This is a genomic window from Citricoccus sp. K5, assembly GCF_902506195.1.
GTDB lineage: Bacteria > Actinomycetota > Actinomycetes > Actinomycetales > Micrococcaceae > Citricoccus.
On record NZ_LR732817.1, the window covers coordinates 1386563 to 1411664 of the forward strand.

The 25102-nt window shown below is 71.1% G+C and carries 20 protein-coding genes; 12 read left to right on the top strand and 8 right to left on the bottom strand.

What is annotated here, in order from left to right; translation table 11 throughout:
- Window positions 1-44 precede the first annotated feature (44 nt).
- Genes BOSE125_RS06220 through BOSE125_RS06235 form a run of 4 tightly spaced genes read right to left on the bottom strand, consistent with a single transcriptional unit; the run spans window position 45 to window position 2484 of the window.
- On the bottom strand, window positions 45-602 hold the full coding sequence (locus tag BOSE125_RS06220) for a hypothetical protein (protein WP_159550984.1): 558 nt from the start codon (window positions 600-602) through the stop codon (window positions 45-47).
- A 9-nt stretch (window positions 603-611) separates the two neighbouring features.
- Window positions 612-1253 (bottom strand): DNA-3-methyladenine glycosylase I, encoded by a 642-nt coding sequence (locus BOSE125_RS06225; RefSeq protein WP_159550986.1) that lies wholly within the window; start codon window positions 1251-1253, stop codon window positions 612-614.
- Window positions 1250-1933: a methylated-DNA--[protein]-cysteine S-methyltransferase gene (locus tag BOSE125_RS06230; protein ID WP_159550988.1), complete on the bottom strand. Its 684-nt coding sequence runs from the start codon at window positions 1931-1933 to the stop codon at window positions 1250-1252. The genes BOSE125_RS06225 and BOSE125_RS06230 overlap by 4 nt, the downstream gene beginning before the upstream one ends.
- Window positions 1934-1944: 11 nt before the next feature.
- Complete coding sequence (locus tag BOSE125_RS06235; protein ID WP_159554800.1) at window positions 1945-2484, bottom strand: RNA polymerase sigma factor; 540 nt, start codon at window positions 2482-2484, stop codon at window positions 1945-1947.
- 57 nt (window positions 2485-2541) lie between these two features.
- Here BOSE125_RS06235 and BOSE125_RS06240 point away from each other — a divergent pair, with 57 nt between their 5' ends.
- Complete coding sequence (locus BOSE125_RS06240; protein ID WP_159550990.1) at window positions 2542-3615, top strand: biotin/lipoate A/B protein ligase family protein; 1074 nt, start codon at window positions 2542-2544, stop codon at window positions 3613-3615.
- Between the two features lie 32 nt (window positions 3616-3647).
- Here BOSE125_RS06240 and pepN read toward each other — a convergent pair whose 3' ends face one another.
- Together pepN and BOSE125_RS06250 are read right to left on the bottom strand one after the other, a co-directional pair.
- The gene (gene pepN / locus BOSE125_RS06245; RefSeq protein ID WP_236557842.1) at window positions 3648-6413 is read right to left on the bottom strand and encodes an aminopeptidase N; all 2766 of its coding nucleotides are present in this window, start codon (window positions 6411-6413) and stop codon (window positions 3648-3650) included.
- A 105-nt stretch (window positions 6414-6518) separates the two neighbouring features.
- Window positions 6519-7898, bottom strand: a complete 1380-nt coding sequence (locus BOSE125_RS06250) for an aldehyde dehydrogenase (protein ID WP_159550992.1) — start codon at window positions 7896-7898, stop codon at window positions 6519-6521.
- A gap of 80 nt (window positions 7899-7978) precedes the next feature.
- Here BOSE125_RS06250 and BOSE125_RS06255 point away from each other — a divergent pair, with 80 nt between their 5' ends.
- A complete protein-coding gene (locus BOSE125_RS06255) occupies window positions 7979-8680 on the top strand; it encodes an SDR family oxidoreductase (protein WP_159550994.1) in 702 nt (233 codons plus the stop codon).
- A gap of 172 nt (window positions 8681-8852) precedes the next feature.
- Here the strand turns inward: BOSE125_RS06255 and glgC are convergent, their stop codons facing one another.
- On the bottom strand, window positions 8853-10097 hold the full coding sequence (gene glgC, locus BOSE125_RS06260) for a glucose-1-phosphate adenylyltransferase (RefSeq protein WP_159550996.1): 1245 nt from the start codon (window positions 10095-10097) through the stop codon (window positions 8853-8855).
- Between the two features lie 81 nt (window positions 10098-10178).
- Between glgC and glgA the strand changes: the two genes are divergently transcribed.
- The 10 genes from glgA to BOSE125_RS06310 all read left to right on the top strand — a co-directional run bounded on the left by glgA (window position 10179) and on the right by BOSE125_RS06310 (window position 23184).
- Window positions 10179-11375: a glycogen synthase gene (gene glgA, locus BOSE125_RS06265; protein WP_159550998.1), complete on the top strand. Its 1197-nt coding sequence runs from the start codon at window positions 10179-10181 to the stop codon at window positions 11373-11375.
- On the top strand, window positions 11372-12304 hold the full coding sequence (locus tag BOSE125_RS06270) for a polysaccharide pyruvyl transferase family protein (RefSeq protein ID WP_201301147.1): 933 nt from the start codon (window positions 11372-11374) through the stop codon (window positions 12302-12304). The genes glgA and BOSE125_RS06270 overlap by 4 nt, the downstream gene beginning before the upstream one ends.
- 56 nt (window positions 12305-12360) lie before the next feature.
- Window positions 12361-13998 carry a carbamoyltransferase C-terminal domain-containing protein gene (locus tag BOSE125_RS06275; RefSeq protein WP_159551000.1) on the top strand — a complete coding sequence of 546 codons (1638 nt, stop codon included), beginning with the start codon at window positions 12361-12363 and terminating at the stop codon, window positions 13996-13998.
- On the top strand, window positions 13995-15632 hold the full coding sequence (locus tag BOSE125_RS18240; protein ID WP_201301148.1) for an HAD-IIIA family hydrolase: 1638 nt from the start codon (window positions 13995-13997) through the stop codon (window positions 15630-15632). The genes BOSE125_RS06275 and BOSE125_RS18240 overlap by 4 nt, the downstream gene beginning before the upstream one ends.
- Window positions 15629-16741: a glycosyltransferase family 9 protein gene (locus tag BOSE125_RS06285; RefSeq protein ID WP_159551002.1), complete on the top strand. Its 1113-nt coding sequence runs from the start codon at window positions 15629-15631 to the stop codon at window positions 16739-16741. The genes BOSE125_RS18240 and BOSE125_RS06285 overlap by 4 nt, the downstream gene beginning before the upstream one ends.
- Entirely contained in the window at window positions 16738-17697 is a 960-nt protein-coding gene (locus tag BOSE125_RS06290) for a glycosyltransferase (protein ID WP_159551004.1), read from the top strand. Before BOSE125_RS06285 ends, BOSE125_RS06290 begins: the two co-directional genes overlap by 4 nt.
- A complete protein-coding gene (locus tag BOSE125_RS17930) occupies window positions 17694-19595 on the top strand; it encodes a glycosyltransferase (protein ID WP_159551006.1) in 1902 nt (633 codons plus the stop codon). Before BOSE125_RS06290 ends, BOSE125_RS17930 begins: the two co-directional genes overlap by 4 nt.
- Entirely contained in the window at window positions 19592-21055 is a 1464-nt protein-coding gene (locus tag BOSE125_RS06300) for a PfkB family carbohydrate kinase (RefSeq protein WP_159551008.1), read from the top strand. The genes BOSE125_RS17930 and BOSE125_RS06300 overlap by 4 nt, the downstream gene beginning before the upstream one ends.
- Window positions 21056-21131: 76 nt before the next feature.
- Window positions 21132-22175: a glycosyltransferase family 9 protein gene (locus tag BOSE125_RS06305; protein WP_159551010.1), complete on the top strand. Its 1044-nt coding sequence runs from the start codon at window positions 21132-21134 to the stop codon at window positions 22173-22175.
- Window positions 22165-23184, top strand: a complete 1020-nt coding sequence (locus BOSE125_RS06310) for an NAD-dependent epimerase/dehydratase family protein (RefSeq protein ID WP_159551012.1) — start codon at window positions 22165-22167, stop codon at window positions 23182-23184. Before BOSE125_RS06305 ends, BOSE125_RS06310 begins: the two co-directional genes overlap by 11 nt.
- A gap of 51 nt (window positions 23185-23235) precedes the next feature.
- On the opposite strand, the gene BOSE125_RS17935 is transcribed toward BOSE125_RS06310, so the two are convergent.
- Window positions 23236-25050, bottom strand: a complete 1815-nt coding sequence (locus BOSE125_RS17935) for a glycosyltransferase family 2 protein (protein WP_236557843.1) — start codon at window positions 25048-25050, stop codon at window positions 23236-23238.
- Window positions 25051-25102 lie beyond the last annotated feature (52 nt).

A 25102-nucleotide genomic window follows, 5' to 3' on the forward strand; every position in this document is an offset into this window, starting at 1 on the left:
CGGGGCCCGTGGATGCAGCGGTGTCCGAGGGTCCCGCCTGGAGGCTAGACATCCAGCACGGGAAAGAAGCCGGTGCCCTGCGCGTCGTCCTCGTCCGAATCCCGCGACCGTCCGTTGCCCTCGCCGTGGGCGCTGTGGCGGATGGACACCACGCACCCCATGACGGCCATGAACAGCATGATGATCCCCAGGGGATTGGACAACGCCGCTGCGGCACCCTCCGCTCCCGGCCCCGCCCAGGCCCCCAACACGGACGACGCCCCCGCACCGGTATCCGGCAGGGTGAACCCGAGGGCGATCCCGCACCCCCAGGACAGCAGCAGGATCGTGCAGGCCCGGACGGAGGGGTAGCGCGCTGGACGCCGCGCCGGCACGGCGAGGGCGACGACGGACAGGACCAGCAGCACCGGGGCCAGGGTGGCCGCGTAGACGGGCGTCAGGTCCCCGGTGCTGTCCGTGAGGACACGCCCACCGGCCAGCCAAACCGGAACGGCCACGGCCAGGACCCAGCCGATGCGGGCCGCCCACCGGCGGAATCCCTGCCCACTGTTCGGACGGTGGGAACCAGGGATTGGTGAGGATGAGACGAGCGGGGAGGTCATGCCCCGATCCTAGCCAGCGGACCAGACTCCCGAGGTGCCACGACGGTGCGAGCCGAGCAGGTGCGTGTCCACGATGCCGACGGCCTCCATCAGGGCGAACACCGTGGTGGGGCCCACGAAGGAGAACCCCTTGGAACGCAGGGCCTTGGCGGCTGCGACCGACTCGGGGGACCGGCTGGGGATCTCGTCCAGGGTCCGGGGCCGTGGCGTCGCCTCCGGTTGGAAAGACCAGATGAACTCCGCCAGCCCTTCCTCATCTCGTAGGGCGACCGTCGCGCGGGCGTTGCCGATCGTGGCCAGGATCTTGGCCCGGTTGCGCACGATGCCGGCATCCCCGAGTAGACGTTCCACGTCACCGTCGCTGAAGGCCGCCACCACGTCCGGGTCGAAGTCCGCGAAGGCCAGCCGAAAAGCCGGTCGCTTGCGGAGGATGATGGCCCAGGACAGGCCGGACTGGAAGGCCTCCAGGCTCAGGCGCTCGAACAGGCCCCGTTCGTCCCGGACGGGCAGACCCCATTCCCCGTCGTAGTACTCGCGCAGCATCAGGTCCTTGGAGGCCCATACGGGCCGGACCAGGCCGTCCTCGCCGACCACCAGACCCGCATCACGAGCATCAGTGGTGGGGTCCACCGTCCGTGTCTCGTCACTCATGCCGTGGCATTCTCCTTCTCGAGCTTCAGCAACAGGGTCTTGGCCTCCAGGCCGCCGAGGTAACCGCCGAGGCTGCCGTCCGAGCGCAGCACCCGGTGGCAGGGGACCACCACGGGCAGCGGATTGGTGGCACACGCGGTACCCACCGCACGCACAGCTTTAGGGTTCTCGAGCCGTTCGGCGAGCTCCCGGTACGTGGCGGTCTCCCCGTAACCGATGCCAGGAAGTTCCCGTTGGACGGCCAGCCGGAACCCCGAGGAGAGGACGAAGTCCACGGGGACCTCGAAACGGCTGCGGTGTCCGGTGAAGTACTCCTCGAGCTCGCGGGCCACCGCCTCCAGCTTCCAGGGGGCGTGCAGCAACCGGGGGCTGATCCTCTCGGCCAGTCCGGCCAGCACCTGTGAGAATCCCTCGCTTTCGAAGGCCACGCGAACCAGGCCGCGGGGGCCGGTCACGAGCAGGAGCCGGCCCACAGGGCTGTCCACGATGCGGTAGGCCAGGTCCAGCAGCTCTGCCTCCTCGGCGCGATGGGACAGCCGGTCTCGCAGGGTCGTCAGGTCAGCCTCTGCCACCGAGAAACGTCCCTGTAGCCCGGTCCCTGCCAGGGAATCCGACTGCTCGGGAGGGCGCGCAGTAGTCGCGGGTGCCGTGGTGGAGGGTGTGGTCGGTGGTGTGGTCATGGGCTTCGTCATCATCGTGGTCCTCCCGGTCCTCCCGGTCCTGTCGTCAGTGACGATGCGGTGTGAACCGGCGTCCTCTCGTCCTCCTCGAGAATCCGCCGCAGCGCCCGGACGCCATCCGAGGAGGCACGCCGGACTGCTTCCACGCTGCCGCCGATCAGCGCGGCCGTCTCGGCATGGGGAAGCCCGCCGAGGTAGTGGTAGGCCACGGCCAGACGTTGACGCTCCGGGAGGGATGCCACCACGGACCAGAGCCCGTCCGCCCCGGTGCCCGGCAACCCGTCCGTGGCCGGGTGTTCGGGAAGGGTCTCCATCGGCACCGCACCGCGTCCCCGGGCACGGAGGACGTCGATCGCCTTGCGGCCGGCCACGCGCACGAGCCACGCCTCCACATTCGTCCCCGGCGCCAGGTCCGGCCACTGCCGCAGCGCTGCCAGGAAGGTCTCCTGCCACGCGTCGTCTGCATCCGGGCCGGGACCCAGCACGGCTCGGCACACCCGCAACACGGTGGCCCCGTGCCGCTGGACGGCCTGTTCGAACGGTTCTGTCATCGTCATCACACAGTAGACGCGTCAGCTCCCCGGAACGTGAGGTGTGAAGATGGAATCATGAACACCCCTCTCGGATCCTCCCACCATGGCGAGTACAAAGTCACCGGCGGCAAACTGGTCATCGCGGACCTGACGGTCTCCGACGGGGCCGTCGCCACGGCCAGCATCAACGGGGACTTCTTCCTCGAGCCGGACGAGGCGCTGCAGGACATCAACCGCTCGCTCCGGGGGCTGGACCTCAACGCACCCCACGGGACCATCGCCGAGACGGTGCGCGCCGCCGTCGGGCCCGAGACGGTGATGTTCGGCTTCGATCCGGCCGCCGTGGCCACGGCAGTGCGCCGCGCCCTGGGCCACGCGACCACGTGGGAGGACCATGAGTGGGAGATCCTCGCGCCGCAGCCCCTGCCCATCACCACCCAGGTGGCGCTGGACCAGATCCTCACCGAGGACGTGGCCGCGGGCCGGCGGCGGCCCGCGCTGCGGCTGTGGCAGTGGACGGAGCCGGCGGTCGTCATCGGCTCGTTCCAGTCCCTGGCCAATGAGGTGGATCCGGAGGGCGTCGCGCGGCACGGGATCACGGTCGCGCGCCGCATCTCCGGCGGCGGTGCCATGTTCATGGAGGCGGACAACTGTGTCACCTACTCGCTCTACCTGCCGCAGTCCCTCGTGGATGGGATGAGCTTCGCGGACTCCTACCCGTTCCTCGACGCCTGGGCCATGGACGCCCTCGCCAGGACCGGCGTGGAGGCGTTCTATCAGCCGCTGAACGACATCGCCACGCCGGAGGGCAAGATCGGTGGCGCGGCGCAGAAGCGGCTGGCCAGCGGGGGACTGCTGCACCACGTCACCATGAGCTATGACATCGACGCGGACAAGATGACCGACGTCCTGCGCATCGGCCGGGAGAAGATCCGGGACAAGGGCATCCGCTCCGCCAAGAAGCGGGTCGACCCGTTGCGGCGACAGACCGGCCTGACGCGCCCAGAGATCTGGGAGACCATGATGTCCACGTTCACGGACCGCTATGGGGCCACCCGGACGCACCTCACCGAGGACGAGATCTCCCGCGCAGAGACCTTGGCCACCGCGAAGTTCACGACGCCGGCCTGGACGGCCCGGGTGCCGTAGTCCCGGAGCGCTCGGGTTGGCTCAGGACCGACTCAGGGCCGACTCGCCGCCTGCGCCCGCAGCGCCCGCAGCACGTCGTCCGTCTTCTCGATCACGAGCCGGCGCAGGGCCCGCGGGGAGTCCGGATGGGCCTGCAGCCAGTCGTTCGCCGCCAGCACCACGGGGTGGCGCCATTGGTCGTCGGGCGCGCCCGGGAGGGCGTCCTGCGCCGAGGGGAACAGCCCGATGATGGTCCGGGAGGCCAGACCGTTGGACCGGCTGGACCAGATGGCCTCCAGCTCCGGCCAGAACCGTCCCGTGAACGGTGCCGCCAGGTCGGGGCGGGACGCGGTGAAACCGGCTGCCGTGGCCGAAAGGTGGTCGTTGGACAACGTCTGCCCGTCCGCCGCGCGGCCGGTCATCACGGCCTCCCAGGCAGCCTGGCGCACGGGCGCCTCGGGAATCGCCGCGGACGCCATTCGATGCCGGACGGCGTTGGCCGCGGTGACGTCGGCTTGGAGCGCCGCGTCAAGGTCGTCCTGCGCTGCCAGCCCGAGGGCGGTCAGCCCCTGCCAGGCCGCCCAGCGGACCTCCGCGTCCACGTCTAGTCCCGGCGCCACCACGGCACGGTCCCGCGCCGCCTCTGGCCCGGAGGCCACGAGGGCTTGCAGGACCGCCACGAGGTGCTCCTCGGCTGCGGCGGTTCCCTCGTCACGAGCACCGCGGACCAGCCGGGCCAGGGTCCGGACGGCGGATCGCTGCCGATCGCTGCCGGCACCCGTCGTCTGCAGGGCGTCGGCCAGCGCGGCCCCCAGGCGGGAGCGGACGGCGGGCCGGTCCGGCAGCGGGACGTACCGGGACACGGCACTCAAGGCCTGCTCGAGCACCCGGCCGTACAGGCCGGCGTCGGCCATCAGTCCCGAGAGCCGGCACACCGCGTCCACGAACTGGGCGGCGGGCAGGATGGCATCCCGGGTCATGTTCCACAGCGCGGCCCACACGGTGGCGCAGGCCAGGTCATTCTCGACGGGATAGCGGAGCACCGCGTGCAGCGAGGCTTCGTCGAGCTTGATCTTGGCGTACGTGAGATCTTCGTCGTTGGGGAGGATGAGCTGCACCGCCTCCGAATCGCCGGAGGCCGGCAGCACCACACGCGTGCTGGTGCCGGCCGGACCGGACCGCACCTCCACGTCCACCGAGCCCGTGCGGACGAGCCGCCCCACGTCGTCGGGGGAGTACCGACCGACCTTCAGCACGTGAGGGCGCAGCACCTCCGCGCCGGTCACGGGGTCGGTGCCCCGGTGGTGGAGGTGTCCGTCCTCCGCGCTCAGCTCCGGCACCCCGCGGGTGTGAAGCCAGGTGTCCACCCATTCCTTCAGGTCCCGCCCGGAGGTCTCCGCGAGGGCGTCCACGAAGTCGGCGAGGGAGGCGTTGCCCCAGGCATGCCGGGCAAAGTACAGGCGGGAGGCCGCCATGAAGGCGTCCCGGCCCACGAAGGCCACCAACTGCTTGAGCACGGAGGCGCCCTTGGCGTAGGTGATGCCATCGAAGTTCTGCCGGGCGGCCTCGAGGTCGGTGATATCCGCCACGATCGGGTGGGTGGTCGGGTACTGGTCCTGGACGTAAGCCCACCCCTTGCGCCGGTTCGCGAAGGTGGTCCAGGCCCCGGTGAATTCCGTGGCCTCGGCGACGGCGAGGGTGCCCATGTAGTCCGCGAACGACTCCTTCAGCCACAGGTCGTCCCACCAGCGCATGGTCACGAGGTCGCCGAACCACATGTGGGCCATCTCGTGCAAGATCGTGGTGGCCCGGGCCTCGTACTGCGCCGCGGTGGCCTGTGAGGTGAACACGTAGTCCTCGGTGAAGGTCACCAGCCCCGGGTTCTCCATGGCCCCGAGGTTGTACTCCGGCACGAAGGCCTGCCCGTACTTGCCCCACAGGTACGGGGCCCCGAAGAGGTCGTGGAAGAAGTCGAGTCCAGCCCGGGTGGTGGCGAACAGCCGTTCGGCGTCCAGGGAGGCGGCCATCGAGGATCGGCAGTACAGCGCCAGGGGCACCTCCGGGGCGCCCGACGCCGGATGGCCGGCCCAGCGGTCCGCCCACGTGGCGTACGGTCCGGCCAGCAGCGTGGTGAGATAAGTCGACAGCGGGGGAGTGGGCGCAAAGTCGACGGTCACCAGGTTGCGGGCGGGTGCCACACCGACTGCGGCCCCGCCTGCGACGCTGTCTGCCGCCCCGACGACCGACTGTCGCGAGGTCTCGGGTTGGTTCGAGGCCAGCACCCAGTGTCCGGGGCCGGTCAGGTGGAAGGTGAACCGTGCCTTCAGGTCGGGTTGCTCGAAGTTCGCGAACACCCGGCGGGCATCGGCCGGCTCGTATTGGGTGTACAGGTAGGTCTGCCCGTCCGCGGGATCCACGAAGCGGTGCAGGCCCTCGCCCGAGGTCGAGTAGAGGGCCGTGCCGATGACGGTGACCTCGTTCTCTGCGGCCAGGTCCTCCAGCAGGATGCGCGCACGGCCCGCCACCCGTGTGGGATCCAGGGTCCGGCCGTTGAGGACCACCGACTCCACGCCGTCGTTGATGAAATCGAGAAACGTCCACGTTCCCGGATTCACACAGGAGAAGGTGAGGGTCGTCGTCGAGCGGTAGCCGGAGGCGGAGGGGTCCAGGGCCGTGGACAGATCGATGTGGACGTCGTACTCGCGGGTGATGACCTGATGGGACCGGGCGAACGCCTCGTCCCGGGTCAGGTTCGTGCGGTCCAGGAACGTCGGGAGCGCGTCGGCCACGGGCGCGTCCAGCGTGTTGTCGGTCACCATGAGAGATATTCAACCACTCTTTCACGAAATTGTGATCGGGGAGTCTCGAGGAGAACCGGGGAATCTCGACGATGTCGAGGAATCCCGAGGCTGACGCGGCCGTCCTCAGTTGCTGGGCGGCATCTCCACATGCACGACCTTCACCTGGGTCATCTCGTCGAGCAGCTCTGGTCCATAGCCGAATCCCGCGCCGCTGTCCCGCCGGGGCTGGGCCGCGCCGCCCGGGGCACCGCCGAAGACGTTGTTGACCTTGACGGTGCCCGCGGGCAACTCTGCGATGGCCCGCTGGGCGTGGGCGATCCGGCCCGTCAGGACCGACGCCGCCAGGCCGTAGCGATCCCGGGACGCGAGGTGCAGGCCTTCGGCGAAACTGTCCACCACTCTGACCGGAGCGACCGGGCCGAAGGTCTCCTCGGTCATCACCTGCATGGCGTCGGTACAGTCCCGCAGGACTGTGGCGGGGTAGAACGAGCCGGCCCCCTCGGGAACCTCTCCACCTTCCAGGGCAATGGCCCCGTCCTGAAGCGCCGCCCGGACGTGACCGTGCACCGCGTCCCGCATCCGGCGGTCCACCAGCGGGGCCAGGGCGGCCTCACGGTTGCGTTGACGGGCCTCGGCGGCCAGCGCGTGCAGGAACGGTTCCGCCACGGCCCGGTGGACGTAGATGCGTTCCACGGAGGTGCAGATCTGACCCGCGTTCGTGAACGCGCCGATCGCCGCCTGCTCGGCGGCCCACGCCGGGTCGACGTCGTCATCCACCACGAGGGGGTCGTTGCCGCCGTTCTCCCGGATCACGTGGGCTCCGGTGTCCAGCGCGGCCCGGGCGATGGCGCGGCCGGTCTCGGTTGAGCCCACATGGGCCAAAACATCGAGGTCAGCCTGATCGGCCAGCACCCGTCCGGTCTCCGGGCCGCCGGTCACGGTGACCAGCACGCCCTCGGGCAGGGCCGCCGCGAGGATCTCGCCGAGGCGGGCACCGGTGTGCGGGCAGCGTTCGCTGGGCTTGTGCACCACGGTGTTGCCGGTGACGAGGGCGGCGCCCAACAGGCCCGCGGCGACGGCCACCGGGTCATTCCAGGGGGTGATCGCCGCCACGACGCCGCGCGGTTCGGCCACGGTGTAGTCGGACGCCAGGGCACCTCCGCGCAGGGCATGGCCACGGTGCACCGGGCCGACTTCCGCATACTGGTGCAGGGTCCCGACCCCGGCCAGGACGCCGCCGAGGGCTTCATGCGCCAGCTTGCCGGTCTCGCGGGTGTTGAGGGCGGCCACCTCCTCGGCATGCTGGGCCAGCGCGTCGGCCGCGGCCCGCACCAGCCGGCCCCGCTCCTCGGGACTGGTGCCGGCCCAGTCCTGGCTGGCCTTCCTGGCCGTGGCGATGGCCCCGCGGACCTCCTCCGCTCCCGCGCAGGGCAACGTGCCGACGGGCGTGCCGTCATGGGGGCTCAGGACCGTCAACTCGGCTGGTGGGATCGATGTCGTCATGGTTCCGACCCTAACGGTCTGAGGTTACGGTGGGGGAACAGGCTGCCCGCAGGCGGTCATCCCAGTGAGAGGAAGAGTGCATGGTTTCTCCAACCTTCGGTCCCGGACGAGTCCTGATCACCGGTGGTGGCTCCGGTCTCGGTGCTGCCGTCGTGGAGGCGGTTCGGACCCGTGGCGGCCAGCCGATCGTCCTCGACCGGGACATCAGCTCGCTGAGCGGCGTCACCGCATACCAGGTGGACGTGACGGACACCGCCGCGGTGACCGAGACCGTCGAACGTGCTGCCGCGGAGGCGGGCGGACTCGATGCCGTGGTGACGGCCGCGGGGATCGACCGCTGCGGTCGGCTTGAGGACGTCTCGATCGAGGACTGGGAGCTGGTGGTCCGGGTGAACCTCTTCGGCACCGTCTCCACCGTGCGGGCGGCTCTGCCCGCACTCAAGGCCTCGCGCGGGCGCGTCATCACGGTGGCCTCCACGCTCGCCCTGAAGGGTGCCTCGGACGCCACCGCCTACTGCGCCTCCAAGTTCGGCGTCCTCGGTTTCACGCAGGCCCTGGCCGCGGAGCTCAAGGGGGAGGTCGGAGTCACCCAGCTCATCCCCGGGGGCATGAAGACCCGGTTCTTCGACGACCGGACCGAACAGTACAAGCCCCAGGACGACTCCCAGCTCAACGATCCGTCCAACGTGGCCAACGCCGTGCTGTTCGCGCTGTCCCAGCCTGCTGGCTGCGAGGTGCGTGAGTTGTTCATCGCCCATGCGGAAGAGCCCTCGTGGCCCTGAGCCGGTGAGTGGGTGAGTGGGTGACTCTGAGCCGTTCCGGTCGGCTCTGCCCGGCCCATCGGCAGGCACTTCATCGTTACAAAACGAGCACCTTGTACCTCTGGGTACAAGGTGCTCGTTTTGTATATGATGAGCTACGTCGTCAAACCGTGGGCGGGCTCAGGCTCTCCGCTCAGTCCAGGGGCGGGACGAATTGCCCCTTCGAGGTCACGGTCAGACCCGATTCGGTGACGGTGAAGCCGCGCGCCTCGTCCTCGGCTCGGTCGAAGCCGATCTGCACGCCCTCCGGGACCACCACGTTCTTGTCCAGGATCGCATTGCGGACCTTGGCGCCCTTGCCCACCACCACGCCGTCGAGCAGGACGGACTGCTCCACCCAGGCCTCGTTGTGCACCCGCACGTCCGTGGACAGCACGGACTGGGCCACGGTCCCGCCGGAGATCACCACCCCTTGGGAGAGGATGGAGTCCACCGCGGTGCCCGGGCGTTTCGTCGCCGACCTCACGAGCTTGGCCGGAGGCGAGACGGACTGACGGGTGAAGATGGGCCACTCGGGGTTGTACAGGTTGAAGTCGGGCCACGGTTTGACCAGGTCCATGTGCGCGTCGTAATACGAATCCAGGGTGCCGACGTCCCGCCAATAGTGCGTGCGGTCGGTCTCCTCGGGCAGCACGTTCGTCGTGAAGTCGTAGACGCCGCAGTCGTTCTGCTCCACGAACCACGGGACGATGTCTCCGCCCATGTCATGATCCGTGTCCTCGGCTTCGGCGTCCGCGTTGAGGGCGTCCACCAGCGCATCGGCGGTGAAGACATAGTTCCCCATGGACGCCAGGAACTGCGTCGGGTCGTCGGCAAGCCCCTCCGTCGTCGCGGGCTTCTCCACGAAGCGCTCGATCATGGTCGGATCGGACCGCTGGGTCTCGATGACCCCGAAGGACGACGCCAGTTCCAGCGGCTGCCGGACGGCGGCGACGGTGGCCGAGGCCCCCGAATCGATGTGCTGCTCCACCATCTGCTGGAAGTCCATCCGGTAGACGTGGTCCGCCCCGATCACCACCACGATGTCTGGGCGCGCGTCGTGGATGAGGTTCATCGACTGGTAGATGGCGTTGGCGCTGCCGAGGAACCAGTCCTTGCCACGGCGCTGCTGCGCCGGGACCGAGGCCACGTAGTTGCGCAACAGGGTGGACATCCGCCAGGTCTCGGAGATGTGCCGGTCCAGGGAGTGCGACTTGTACTGTGTCAGCACCACGATCCTCAGGTACCCCGAATTCACCAGGTTCGAGAGGGCGAAATCGATCAACCGATAGCTGCCCGCGAACGGAACGGCGGGTTTGGCCCGGTCCGCCGTCAGCGGCATCAACCGCTTGCCTTCACCGCCGGCCAGTACGACCGCCAGCACCTTCTTCTGTGGCATCTGAAGCGTCCCGTTCCCTTGGAGGAGTGTCCCGTGCCTTCACACTAACGGGAGTCCTCCGTACTCGACTACGTTGATGTCGTGCGCATCGACATCGTGACCAAGGAATTCCCGCCAGCCATCTATGGGGGCGCCGGCGTCCACGTCGCCGAGCTGTCCCGGGTGCTGGCCGGCCGGGTCGATCTGCGTGTCCATGCCTTCGGCGAGGCGCGGGATCCCGACTTCCACGGGGCAAGGGTGACCAGTCACGGCATCCCCGGCGGCCTGGAAGCCTCCAACGCTGCCGTCCAGACCCTCGGCACCGATCTGGCCATCCTGGATGACCTGGCCGGCACGGACCTGATCCACACCCACACCTGGTATGCGAACCTGGCCGGCCATCTCGGCGGCCTCCTCCACGATGTTCCGCATATCCTCTCCGCCCACTCCCTGGAACCCCTGCGGCCCTGGAAGGCCGAGCAGCTCGGCGGCGGCTACCGCATGTCCTCCTGGGCAGAGGCCACGGCCTACGCCTCAGCGGCGGCCGTCATCGCGGTCTCCGAGGGGATGCGGCGGGACATCCTGGCCGCCTACCCGAACGTGGACCCGAACAAGGTGCACGTCGTCCACAACGGCATTGACACCGAATTGTGGACTCCCCAGCACGACGCCGGCACCCTCGAGCGCCATGACATCGATCCGGGGCGCCCGATGGTCGCCTTCGTGGGCCGGGTGACCCGGCAGAAGGGCGTGCCCTACCTCCTGCGGGCGGCGGCCCGGCTTGACCCCGAGGTCCAGTTAGTACTCTGCGCCGGTGCGGCCGACACTCCGGAACTGGCCGCCGAGGTGGCAGGCCTGGTGGCCGAGTTGAAGGCCACTCGGGACGGTGTGACCGTCATCGAAGGCATGCTTCCCCGGGCGGACATCATGCAGATCCTGTCCCGCGCGACCGTGTTCGCCTGCCCCTCCGTCTACGAGCCGCTCGGCATCGTCAATCTCGAGGCCATGGCGTGCGGCACGGCCGTGGTCGCCTCCGCCGTGGGCGGGATCCCGGAGGTCGTCCAGCACGGCGAGACAGGCCTTCTGGTGGATCTCGAGCAGAACGCCGACGGCTCGGGGACGCCGCTCGACGAGGAGCGCTTCGTCACCGATTTCGCCGCCGCCCTGACGGCCGTGCTCAAGGATCCCGCCGAGGCAGATCGGATGGGCAGAGCGGGCCGCCAGCGGGCGATCGACCATTTCTCCTGGGATTCCATCGCCGATCGGACCCTCAACGTCTACGAGTCCGTCCTCCGGTGACCGACGCGCGGGTCCTCGTGGTCGGTTGGCCGTCGGTCCTGCACGGGGAGGCCACCGCAGGAGACGTGCTGGCCATGCGAACGGTCGAGCACGCCCTGTCCGGGGCCGGGATCCGGCACCACACGGCCTGGAGCCCCGTCATGTGTCCGCCGGGCGGACTCCTCCTGGATGAAGCGGAACCCGGCCTCTACTCGCACCTGGTCTTCGCCTGCGGCCCAGCCACGGGGACACCGCTGGTGGAATTGCATGAACGCTTCGCCCACTGCACTCGGATCGCCATCGGTGTCAGCGTCATCGATCCCGCCGATCCCGCCGTGACCGGGTTCCACCGGGTCTTCGCCCGGGACAGCCCGGGATCACCTCCACAGCCGGACCTGGCCACAGTGGCACCGATGGCACGCGAGGCAAGCCTGCCACCGGTGCTGGGAGTGTTCCTGACTGCCGGCCAGCGGGAGTATGGGACCAGGCGCCGGCACGACGCGGTGAAGGACACGCTGGAGACGTGGCTGGCCCGCGTCGACGCCGGCCGGCTGGACCTGGACACGCGCCTGGACCCGCGGGACTGGCGCCTGCCGACCTCGCCGGAACAACTGCAGTCGGTGATTCGGCGCCTGGACGCGGTGGTGACCATGAGGATGCACGGCCTCGTCCTGGCGCTTCGGGCCGGAGTCCCGGCCCTTGCCCTGGACCCCGTCGAGGGCGGCGGCAAGGTGACGGCGCAGGCGCGCGCTCTCGGCTGGCCGGCCGTTCGGCCCGCCGTCGCGGTCTCGGAGTCCGCCCTCGATCACCAGTTGGAGTGGTGCCTGACCGATGGGCGGGCCGTCGCACGGCAGTTGGCGTCCTGGATGGGATCCGGACGTGGCGAGTGGACTGAGGGCCCGGTCAATGCAGGGTTGAGCAAGCTCATTCAGCACCTGCGGAGCGATTGACAGGAACGCGCCAAAGTGTGTCCTCCATCACAGGTGAATTATGTCAGACTGACCGCGTGCGCTACTTGGGAATCAATGCAACGTTCCATGATCCGGCCGCCGCCCTGGTCGTCAACGGGGAGGTCGTGGCGGCCGCTGAGGAGGAAAGGTTCTCACGCCGCAAGCACGGAAAGCGGCCGGTGCCATTCTCCGCGTGGGAGTTGCCCGAGCAGTCCATGCGCTGGGTGCTGGCCGAGGCCGGCGTCGCCCCCGAGGAGCTGGACGGCGTGGCGTACTCCTTCGACCCCGAGATCGCCGTGGACATCCCCGACGATCCCTATGACCACCTCCGCCTGGACTACGTGCGCCGGGCTCCGAGCTTCATCGCCGAAGCCCTGCCCGGCCTCGACCCGGCCAAGGTCACGTACGTCCAGCACCACGTGGCCCATGCCGCCTCCTCCGGGCTCGCCGGGCCGTACCGCACCGGTGCGGTCCTCGTCTCCGACGGACGGGGAGAGGGCCACTCCCACCTGGCGGGGGAGTACGTCGACGGCGAGCTGTCCATCCTGGCCCGCCAGGAGCTGCCCGATTCCCTGGGCCTGGTCTATGAGTCGCTGACCGATCACCTCGGCTTCCTGCGCTCGTCCGACGAGTTCAAGGTCATGGCCTTGGCCTCCTACGGGACTCCGCGGTTCCTGGAAGAACTTCGCGAGTACGTCAACGCCACCGGGGACGGCGGCTTCACCGCCCGCGCCCCCCAGTGGGAGCGCTTCGCCCCCCGGCGCATCGACGACGGCACCTGGGGCGGCGCCCACGCCGACCTCGCGGCCTCCGTCCAGTGTGTGGTCGAGGAGACCCTGGTGGAACTGGCCCGTTGGCTACGGGAGCAGACCGGCCAGCGCGTGCTGACCATGGCCGGGGGCACCGCCCTCAATTGCGTGGCCAATTCCCGGATCTGGCGCGAGGCCGGCTTCGAGGACGTCTGGGTCCAACCGGCGTCGGGAGACTCCGGCACGGCGCTGGGAGCTGCCCTGACCCTGGCCCAGCAGGCCGGGGACCTCGCCGCGCCGGAACCGACGGCGGCCCTGGGACGCAGCTGGGACGATGAGGAGCTGGCCCAGTGGCTCACCACCGCCCAGGTGCCCTTCACCACGCCCGGCTCCCGCGAGGCGCTGGCCACGGAGGTGGCCGGCATTCTGGAGCAGAACGGGGTCATCGCCTGGTTCGACGGCCGCAGCGAGTTCGGGCCCCGCGCCCTCGGGTTCCGGTCGCTGCTGGCGAACCCGATGCACGCCGAGAACCTGGAGCTGCTCAACGACGTCAAGGGACGGGAGCAGTTCCGCCCGGTGGCGCCGATGGTGCTCGAGGACCGTGCCGCCGAGATCTTCAGCGGCGGCCCCATCCCCAGTCCCTACATGCTCTTCACCCACGAGGTCGCGCCGGAATGGCGTGACCGCATCCCCGCCGTCACGCACGTGGACGGTTCGGCCCGCATCCAGACGGTCTCCGACCGGGACAACCTCGGCATCGCCGCCCTGTTGCGCGCCTTCGACGAACGTACGGGCGTGCCGGTGGTTGTCAACACCAGCCTCAACACGGCCGGGCGCCCCATGGTCGACGACCCCCGCGACGCCCTCGAGCTGTTCGGCTCGGCCCCCGTGGCGGCGCTGGTCCTGGGCCCGCACCTCGTCCGCAGGGCGGCACTCTTCGCATGAGCACCCTGTCCGCACAGAGCCCGTACGCCCTCGTCATCCCCTCGCTCGGACGCCCCTCCCTGGATCGGCTCCTCGAGACGGTGGCCGCCCTGGACACGGACGCGGCCCATCCCGGCCCGGTGGAGATCGTCGTGGTGGACGACCGACGCGAGTCCGCGGCGGCCGGCACCCGGCTGGCCCCCTTGGCGCCCACGGTGGACGGTGAGCCCGTACGCGTGGTGCGCGGCTACGGCCGCGGCCCAGCGGCGGCGCGCAACCGTGGCTGGCGTGCCGTCGACCGTTCCGTGGAGTGGATCGCCTTCCTGGACGACGATGTCGAACTGCCCACCACCTGGGCCCGCGACCTGGCCGCTGACCTAGCAGACTGCCCGCCCGACGTGGCCGCCACCCAGGGCCGCATCACGGTGCCTCTGCCGGTGGACCGACCACCTACCGACTGGGAGCGCAATACCGCCTCGCTGCAGGAGGCCGACTGGGCGACGGCCGACATGGCCTATCGCGGATCAGTGCTCGAGGAGGTCGGGGGACTGGACGAGCGGTTCCCGCGCGCCTACCGAGAGGATGCCGACCTGGCCCTGCGAGTCCGCCTCGCCGGCTATCGGCTGGTGCGCGGACACCGCCACATCCTCCACCCCGTCCGCCCGGCGGACGACTGGGTCAGCCAGCGCGTGCAGGCCGGCAACGCCGACAACGCCTTGATGCGCCGGCTGCACGGCCCGCACTGGCGTGAACAGGCCCAGGCACCCGCTGGTGCCTTCGGCTGGCACCTGGCCACGACGTCGGCCGCGGCCACCGCGGCGATCGGCACCGTGGGCCGGTTGGCCGGCTCACGCGGGGCCGCCCGCCTGGCGGGAGCCGGCGCCCTGACCTGGACCATCCTGTACGGCCGCTTCCTCGGCAGGAGAGCCGCCCCCGGCCCGCGTCCTGGCGACCCCGGATTCACCGGCGAACTGCGCCGGATGGCCCTGACCAGCGCAACGATCCCGCCGACCGCAGTCTGGCACCGCTTCCGCGGCTGGAGGCAGCACCTGGCCACCGGTCCCTGGCCGGTCCGCCCCCGCGCCGTGCTCTTCGACCGTGACGGCACCCTGGTCCACGACGTGCCGTACAACGGCGATCCGGACCAGGTCGATCCCGTGTTCGGCGCCCGGGACCTGGTGGACCGCGTCCGCGCGGCCGGTCTGGCCACGGCCGTGATCACCAACCAGTCCGGGATCGCCCGCGGACTGGTGACCCGAGACCAGGTGGATGCCGTCAACGAACGGATCGACCGATTGCTCGGCCCCTTCGACTCCTGGCAGATCTGTCCCCATGGACCGGGGGAGAACTGCCCGTGCCGCAAGCCGCAGCCCGGTATGGTGCTCGCCGCCGCGCAGGCCCTGGGCGTACGCCCCGAAGAATGCGTGGTCATCGGGGACATCGGTGCGGACATCGAGGCCGCGCAGGCCGCCGGGGCCCGTTCGATTCTGGTTCCCACCCGCGTCACCCGGACCCAAGAGGTCGCCGACGCCCCGGCCACCGCGCCAGACCTGGCCACCGCCGTGGAACTCGTGCTCGACTGGTCCTCCGGGCGGCAACCCGACCCGACTCTGACGTCGACCCCCACCCAGGACGGTGAGCAATCCACCACATGACGCGCATCCTCGCGGTACGACTCGATTCGGACGGTGACGTCCTGCTGACCGGACCAGCGATCAGGGCCCTGTCCGAGATCGGCACGGTGGACCTGCTCGCCTCTCCCTCTGGAGCGGCCGCGGCACGGCTGTTGCCGGGTGTCCACACGGTCCTGGAGTTCGACGCCCCGTGGTCCGGTTTCCGTCCGCCGGCGCTCGACACGGAGGCCACGCTCGACCTGGTCGAACGGTTGCGCACCACCGGATACGACCAGGCGGTGATCTTCACGTCCTTCCACCAGAGCCCCCTGCCGATGGCCCTGCTGGCGCGGATAGCCGGCATCGGACACATCGTGGGCACCAGCATGGACTACCCCGGCTCGTTGTTGGACGTGCGATTGAAGCGCGCCGACCCGCCCGGCGGCGGTCACGAGGTCGAGGCCGCTCTGGAGGTCGCCGTTGCCGCCGGTGCCTCCCAGCCGCAGCATCCAACGCTGCGGGTGCGCCACCCCCTGCCACCACCGCCGGACCGACTGCCGGCCGACCTGCGCGCGGGCGGGTACGTGGTTCTGCACCCGGGAGCATCCGTCCCGGCCCGTGGACTGCAGGCAGATCACGCAGCGGCCATCGCGGCGGCTCTGGCCGCCGCCGGACACGCCGTCGTCGTCACCGGGGGGCCCGCCGAACGCGAACTCGTTGCCGAGACAGTGGCCCTGGCGCGCCAGCACTGCCCGGACGCCACCGTGCTGGACCTGGCCGGTGCCACGGATCTGGCCGGCCTGGCCGCCGTCCTCGAGGCCGCCTACTGCACGGTGGTCGGCAACACCGGCCCGGCGCACCTCTCGGCCGCCGTCGGCACACCGGTCGTCTCCCTGTTCTCGCCGGTGGTCCCGGCCGCGCGATGGAGACCCTACGGGGTCCCGGTCCGTCTACTCGGAGACCAGCACGCCCCGTGCCGGGACAGCCGGGCGCGTGACTGCCCCGTCCCCGGACACCCCTGTCTGAGTGGAGTCACCGGCGCCGCCGTGGTCGCCGCCGTGGCCGAGCTCACCCAGCCCACCGAAGCGCGGGTCCGCATCGCCCACGAGGCCGGCACCGGACCCCTGAGCACCTCCCGAGGAGACCGATGAGAATCCTGATCTGGCACGTGCACGGCTCCTGGATGACCGCGTTCGTCCAGGGCCAGCACGAATACCTACTGCCGATGGACGACCGCCGGGGACCGGACGGCCGTGGCCGGGCCCAGACCTGGGACTGGCCCACCTCGGCGCGGGAGCTGACCGCCGCACAGATGGCCGGTGAACGACCGGACCTGGTGGTGCTGCAACGGCCGCACGAGGTGGACCTGCTGGAGAGCTGGACCGGGCTGCGGGCCGGGACCGACGTCCCGGCCGTGTACCTGGAGCACAACGCGCCGACCGGGACCGCGATGGCCTCCGGCCACCCCTATGCCGACCAGGACACCATCCCAGTCGTGCACGTCACCCAATTCAACCGCGTCATGTGGGACACCGGCACGGCCCGCACCGAGATGATCGAGCACGGCGTCACCGATCCCGGCCACCTGTACACGGGAGAGCAGGCCTCCCTCGCCGTAGTGGTGAACGAGCCCGTGCGCCGCACCCGCGTGGCGGGCACCGACCTGGTGCTGCAGCTGTCCCGGGACCTGCCGATGGAGGTCTACGGCATGGGCATGGACCGCCTGGCCGAGGTCGCACCCTGGCTCGAGGGCCGCCTGCACGAGAACTACCGGCAGTCCGAGCTGCACCGGGCACTGGCCGCACACCGCGTGTACTTCCACCCGTACCGGTGGACCAGCCTGGGGCTGGCCCTGCTCGAGGCCATGACGCTCGGCATGCCCGTGTTGGCCCTGTCCACCACCGAGGCGCCACGGGCCGTGCCGCCCTCCGCCGGCCTACTCAGCAACGACCTCGGCGAATTGGCGCACCGTGGCCGGCAGTGGCTCCAGGACCCGGAGCTCGCGGCCCAGGCCGGGGCCGCGGCACGCGCCCACGCGCTGGACCGGTACGGACTCGAGAGGTTCCTGGCCGACTGGGACGCACTGATCGGGCGGGTGGTCGCATGAGCACCGACCGGAGGGACACCGGCCTCCTGGATATAGCGCTGGTGTCCGAGCACGCCTCACCCCTGGCCGCCCTCGGCGGCGTGGACGCTGGCGGCCAGAACGTCTTCGTGGCCGCCTTGGCCACCGGACTGGGTCGCCGCGGCCACCGGGTCCGGGTCTACACCCGGCTCGACGACGCGTCCCTGCCCGAGCAGGTGGAGGCCGCCCCGGGCGTGACCGTGGTGCACGTCCCCGCCGGTCCGGCCGAGCAGTTGCCCAAGGACGAACTCGCGCCGTACATGGATGAGTTCGCCCGCTGGATGTCCGCCCAGTGGCGCCGGGACGGCGTCCCGGACCTCGTGCACGCGCACTTCTGGATGTCCGGGATGGCCGCGACCACGGCCGCGGAGGCCGCCCGCATCCCGGCCGTCCAGACCTTCCATGCCCTGGGCTCGGTCAAGCGCCGGCACCAGGGACTCGCGGACACCAGCCCGGCCGACCGGCTCGGGATCGAGGCCCGTCTCGTGGGGCAGAACGAGCTGGTCCTGGCCACCTGCCGCGACGAGGTGGACGAGCTCATGGGCCTCGGCGCTGACCCGGACCGGATCCGCATCGTGCCCTGTGGCGTGGACGCCGGGGCCTTCGCCCCGCTCGTGGATGGCGGTCCGCGGCGCACCGCCGACGAGCCGGTGCGTCTTGTGGCGCTGGGCCGGATGGTCGAGCGCAAGGGCGTGGACGTCGTCGTGCGCGCCCTCGCCCAGGTTCCCCGGGCGTGCCTGACCGTGGCCGGCGGACCGGACCGCGCCGTGCTCCATGAGGACCCCGAGGCCCGCCGCCTGCTGGCGTTGGCCGAGGAGTACGGAGTCGCGGACCGGCTCACTCTGACCGGCCGGGTCAGCCGCGACGAGGCCGCCCGACTGCTGGCCTCCGCCGACATCGTCACCTGCACCCCGTGGTACGAGCCCTTCGGCATCGTGCCGCTGGAGGCCATGGCCTGTGGCCGTCCGGTCGTCGGCTCAGCCGTGGGGGGCCTGCTGGACAGTGTCGACGACGGCACCACCGGCCTGCTCGTCCCGCCCCGGGACGTGGACGCCACGGCCACGGCCATCCGCCGCCTCACCGAGGACCCGGAGTTGGCCGCCTGCATGGGCCGGGCCGGACGCGAGCGGGTGCAGCGGCTGTTCAGCTGGGAGCGGGTGGCCGAGCTCACCGAGACGGCCTACCGGCAGGCCCTGACCGGATACGCACGGACGCACCCGAGCCGGCCCGGGGCCACCCGTCGGCAACTGGCCGAGCATCGGGAAGAGCTGGACCGGGCGCTGACCACCCTGGAAGATGACGCGGAGCGGCTGGACCGGTGGGGTCGCCGTCTGTCGGAGCTCCTGGCCGGCGGGGGACGCGTGCTGGCCGCCGGCAATGGCGGCAGCGCGGCCGAGGCCCAGCATTTCACCGCCGAGCTGGTCGGCCGCTTCCAGGGCGAGCGGCGCCCCCTGGCGGCCGTGTGCCTCTCGGCGGAGACCTCGTCCCTCACGGCGATCGTCAACGACTACGGCGCCAACGAGGTGTTCGCCCGTCAGGTCCAGGCACACGGGCGTCCGGGCGACGTGCTGATGCTGCTCTCCACGAGCGGTGCCAGCCCCAACGTGCTGGAGGCGGCGCGCCGTGCCCGGCAGTCCGGGATGCTGGTGTGGGCGTTGACCGGTCCGGGGCCCAACCCGTTGGCCGACCTGGCCGATGAGTCCATCTGCGTGCCGGGTCCGTCCACCTCGGTGGTGCAGGAGGCACACCTGGTCCTGTTGCACGCACTTTGTGCCGTGATGGACGAAGGATTCAACCGTTGCCAACCGGGTCCGGCGACCGTTCCGGGCACGCACAGAACCAACAGGACCAACAGGACCAACAGGGAGGACACGCCATGAGTGCGCGGATCGTCGTGGTGGGGGATGTGTTGCTGGACCGTGACATCACGGGCAGCTCCGAGCGACTGAGCCCGGACGCCCCGGTCCCCGTGGTGGACGTCCAGCACATCCACGCCAGTCCGGGCGGTGCGGGCCTGGCCGCGCTGTTGTGCGCCGGTCGGGCCGGCGGCCTGCCCGGCGAGCCGCCCACCGTGGTCCTGGTCGCCCCACTGGCCGAGGACGACGCCGCGGCCGAATTGCGCGCGGAACTGGCCGGTATCGACATCCACGCGCTGGGTCATGACGGCGCCACCCGAACCAAGACCCGGGTCCGTAGCGCGGGACAGACCCTCGTGCGCATCGACGACGGCGGGCCGGGGACACCGCTGGACGTCGACCCCGGCGGGCTCTCCGCCGTGCTGGGCGACGCCGACGTCATCCTCGTCTCCGACTACGGCGGTGGTATCACCCGGGACGAGTCCGTACGGGAAGTCCTCACCGAGACGGCGACTCGCGTGCCGATGGTCTGGGACCCGCATCCGCGCGGGGGAGAGCCGGTGCCCGGTTGCACCGTGGTCACCCCCAACCTGGCGGAGGCCCGCGCAGCGTTGGGCCGGCTGGACACGAGGCGGGCCGAACCCCCTGAGACCGCGGCCGGCGTCCCGGACGACCGGCTGGCCGAAGCGCTGCGGGTGGGATGGGACGCCCGTTCTGTCTCCGTGACCGCCGGGGGCTGCGGGGCATTCCTCGCCACCTCCGGCACCGCCGAGCTTCTGCCGACCGTTCCGGTGGACTCATCCGACCCCTGCGGTGCGGGTGACCGGTTCGCGGCCGCTGTCGCCGTCCAATTGGCTGCCGGTGGGTCGGTCCACCGCTCGGTCGAGGCCGCGGTCGCGGCCGCCGCCCAGTGGGTGGAGGCCGGAGGCGCCGCTGCGTTCCGTGACGGACGCATCGGGCCGGATGGCCCCGCGGCTCCCCGGCGGTCCGCACCACGCGCGCTCGCGCAGGACCCGCAGGAGGCGGCCATCCACGCGGTGGCTGCCACCCGGGCTCGCGGTGGCACCGTGGTCGCCACCGGCGGGTGCTTCGATGTGCTGCACCCCGGCCACCTGGAGACGCTGCGCCGGGCCCGTGACCTGGGTGACGTGCTGGTGGTCCTGCTCAACTCCGACGACTCGGTCAGCCGTCTCAAGGGGCCGAGCCGGCCGGTGGTGGTCCAACAGGACCGGGCGGCCCTGCTCATGGGGCTCCGAGATGTCGACGGCGTCCTGGTCTTCGACGAGGACGATCCGTGTGCCGCCCTGGACCGGCTGCGCCCGGACATCTGGGTCAAGGGCGGGGACTACACCGCGGACCTACTCCCCGAGACGCCACTGGTCCGCAGCTGGGGCGGACGCGTGGAGGTGCTGTCCTACCTGCCCGGCCACTCCACCACCGGCATTGTGGAACGCATCACCGCCGGGAACGTGGATGTCCGCTGAGGCCCCCGAGCCCTATACGGCCGCCTGGCTAGCTGCCGGGCGCGGCGAGGCGCCGGGCCATAGGCCAGGTGGCGCGATGGGCGCAGCACAGGCCGGTCCGGACGGGGCCACTCCCGTGGCACTGCGCCCGGATGACGTCCTCGTGCTCCGCGCCCTCGGTCTGGGCGACGCCCTGACCGGCGTCGCCGCCCTCCGCGGGGTGCGGCGGCGGTACCCGGACCGCCGCCTCGTGCTGGCAGGCCCCGCCGCGACCGGCCGCTTGCTCCGGGACCTGGGCATCGTGGACGAGGTGCTTCCGCTCCCCGGACTGGTTCCGCTGCCGGAGTGCAGGCCCGGATCGGTGGCGGTGAACCTGCACGGCCGGGGTCCCGCCAGCCACCGACTGCTGCAGCGGGCACGACCCGCGCGGCTGATCGCCTACGGCGCCCCGGAGGCCGGGCACGCCGGGCCGGGCTGGCGGACGGACGAACACGAGGTGGACCGTTGGTGCCGCCTGGTGCGTGAGGCCGGGGGCGAATGCTCCCGCGCCGACCTGCGGCTGAGGTCCCGGGACACTGCCGCGGATGAGCGCCGGGCCAGTGCCGCGCCCGGGCCGGTTCTGGTGCACCCGGGGGCGGCCTCGGCCTCTCGGCATTGGCCGGTGGAGCGTTGGCGCCAGGTGACCGCCGCACTGGCAGCGGACGGTCACCGGGTTCTGATCACCGGATCGGCGACCGAGTCCGGTCTGGGACACGCCGTGGCCAGTGGACTGGCCGGCGTCGAGGACCACACGGGTGGCCAGGGGCTGAGTGGCCTCTCCACAATGGTGCGTGAAGCCGCACTCGTCCTGAGCGCGGACACCGGAGTCGCCCACCTGGCCACGGGTTGGTGCGTTCCCTCCGTGGTGCTGTTCGGCCCGGTGCCCCCGGCACGGTGGGGGCCGGCAATCGACCCGGACCTCCACACCGTCCTCTGGCACGGCGACCCCGACGCCGGCTCATGGGGCGACCCGCACGGCGACACCCTGGACCCCCTGCTGGAGAAGGTGTCCGTCGACGAGGTTTTGGACGCCGCCCGCGTCCTCCTCCGCCCGTACCCGTCTCTGTCCCCGTCCCTCGAAAGGATCCATCGTGAACCCTGAGAACCGCCAGAGCGATACCGGAGCCGGACCGCGGCGCCCGATCCGCCGCGCCGTCGTCACCGGAGGCGCGGGCTTCCTCGGCAGTCACCTGTGCACCGAGCTGCGGCGGCGCGAGGTCGAGGTGGTCTGCCTGGACAACTTCCTCACCGGCAATGCCGTCAACATCGAGCACCTGATCGGCGATCCCGGCTTCCGGCTGGTCCAGTGCGACGTCACGGACTACATCCATGTCCCCGGCGAGGTGGACCTCGTGCTGCACTTCGCCTCACCGGCCTCCCCGATCGACTACCTGAAGCTGCCCATCCACACCCTCAAGGTGGGCTCGATCGGCACCCTGCACGCTCTGGGTCTGGCCAAGGACAAGGGGGCCCGCTTCATCCTCGCCTCCACCTCGGAGGTCTACGGGGATCCGCAGGTGCATCCCCAGTCCGAGGACTACTGGGGACACGTCAACCCGGTGGGGCCCCGCGGGGTGTATGACGAGGCCAAGCGCTTCGCCGAGGCCATGACGGTGGCCTATCAGGGGCAGCACGCGGTGGACACGGGCATCGTCCGGATCTTCAACACCTTCGGCCCGCGGATGCGCCCCTTCGACGGCCGGGCGATCCCCACCTTCATCCGGCAGGCGCTGGCCGGCGAGCCGTTGACCGTCACGGGTGACGGCGCGCAGACGCGCTCGGTCTGTTACGTCTCCGATCTGGTGCGCGGGATCCTGGCCCTGGCATGGAGCAGCCATTCCGGGCCGATGAACATCGGCAACCCCCACGAGCTCTCCGTGCTGCAGATCGCCCGGGACGTCGTGGCCGCCACCGGATCCGACTCGGCGATCGAGTTCATCGACCGCCCGGTGGACGATCCCATGGTCCGCCGCCCGGACACGACCCTGGCCTCCCACGAGCTGGACTGGACCCCGGAGGTGCCCTGGACAGAGGGCCTCGCGCGCACCGTGGAATGGTTCCGCACGGCCGTGGACGAGGACAGCCTTGAGGCGGCCACCCGCCAGGACTGACTGTGGGCTGACAACCTCCGTCGTCCCACAGCCGGGACGACGGCGGCCGGCTCAGCTGACGTACTGACGCGCCTTGCTGCGGCGCTGGGAGTCCTCCAGCGCGAGGAAGCGCTCCTCGACGCGCGGGGGCAGCACCCGGCGTTCGCGCAGCACCCAGCCGGCGCCGGCCAGGGCGTCGGTGATGCCGGCGGCGGTGGTGCGGTCCCGCGGCGCCGTGCTGAGCACGTCGCGCGTGCGGCGCACCGCGGCTCCCACCGGGCGGCGCAGCCAGATGAACCAGAGGGTGTTGCGCAGGCCGTGACGCCGGCGCAGGTGCGGATCACGGACCGTCGACGCCTGGTGGTGCACCAGCATGTCCGGCAGGTGGCACAGTTCCCAGCCCGCCGTGGCGAGGTCCGCCGCCATCAACTCCTCCTCGCCGCCGAGCCAGAGCCGCGGACTGAAACCGCCGACGTCGCGGAAGGCCGCCGTGCGCATCACCGAGGCCCCGGCCAGGAAGCTGCCGAGCGCCGGGCCCGGGAGCCACTCCGGGCCGGACACGGGGGAATGCAACAACTCGGCGTTGATGGGATCCTCCCGGCCGCCGGGCTCCACGAGGATCCGGCCGGTGACCACGCCCAGCAGGGGATGGGCGGACAGCGCCGCCACGGCCAGGTCCAGGGCGCCCGGCTCCCACCACGTGTCGTCGTCGCAGAACGCCACGAACTCGGTGGTCACCTGCTCCATGGCCAGGTTGCGTCCCACGGCACCCAGGTTGTCGGGGCTGGCGACCAGCACGACCTGAGGGTCTCCCGAGTACCGCTCCTGGATGGCTGGCGCCGTCCCGTCAGAGGACCCGTTGTCCACGACGACCACGCGGGGCCGCTCCGGCAGGGATGTCAGGCGTTCCAGCGACTGCAACGCTTCCGCCCGGCGGTTGTAGGTGATCATCACCACGGACAACCGAGCGTGAAGGGCCCCGGGTCCGCCGGGCGGCGGCGCCGGCGTGGCGGACACCATCACCTGGGGGCGCAACCGCGCGAGGTCGGCCTCGACGGAGGCGGGGACCGGTTGGCGGCGGCGCACCGCCGCCGGGATCCTCGGGAGGGCGGAGGCCAGCGCTCGTCGCCCCCTGGACCCGGCTGTCGCCGCCGTGCGGGCCTCGTGCCCCACGGACGCCCAGGGCCGACGCATCACCGTGGTCAGCAGCCGGCTCCGGAGCAGTTCCCGCTGGCGGGTCTCGTTCGGCTCCCTCAGACTCGAGGGATGGTGGTGGACCCACAGCTCCGGGGCATGGGCGAGCTCCCAGCCGGCGGCCGCCAGGTCCAGCGCCACCCGCTCCTCCTCGCCGGGGAATCGGACCACGGGGTCGAACCCACCCACCTGAAGGAATGCCGATCGGCGCACCATGGCGGCACAGGCTACGAAGCCCAGGAGCCGAGGTCCCGATCCGGTCGAGGCCGGCCCCAAGGGGGAGTCGGCCAGCACCGCATTGATGGGGTCCGGCACCTCGTCCGGCCCCACCGCGATGGAAGCAGCCAGCAGCCCCAGGCGCGGATGGTCCGCGAAGTGCTCCTCGCCGCGCCGCAGGGCGCCGGGCGACCACCAGGAGTCGTCATCGGCGAAGGCGACGAATTCCGTCTCCGCCAGCCGGGCACCCACGGATCGGGCCTCCGCGCCGTGGTTCCGCGAGAGCCGTACCACCCGCACACTCGGGAAGGCGGCCTCGATGGCCTCGGGCGACCCGTCCGTGGAGGCGTTGTCCACCACGATCACAGGCGCCTCGTGGTGTCCGAGGTAGGCCAGGAGCTCTTCACGGCGGTTGCGGGTGGCCACCACCACAGTGGTGCGTTCAGGTTTCCGGGATGCGGCCCCTGGTCCCGTCACGGCTGTCTCCCTTGGCTTGCTTGGCTTGCCCTGCAGATGCCTCCGAGCCTAG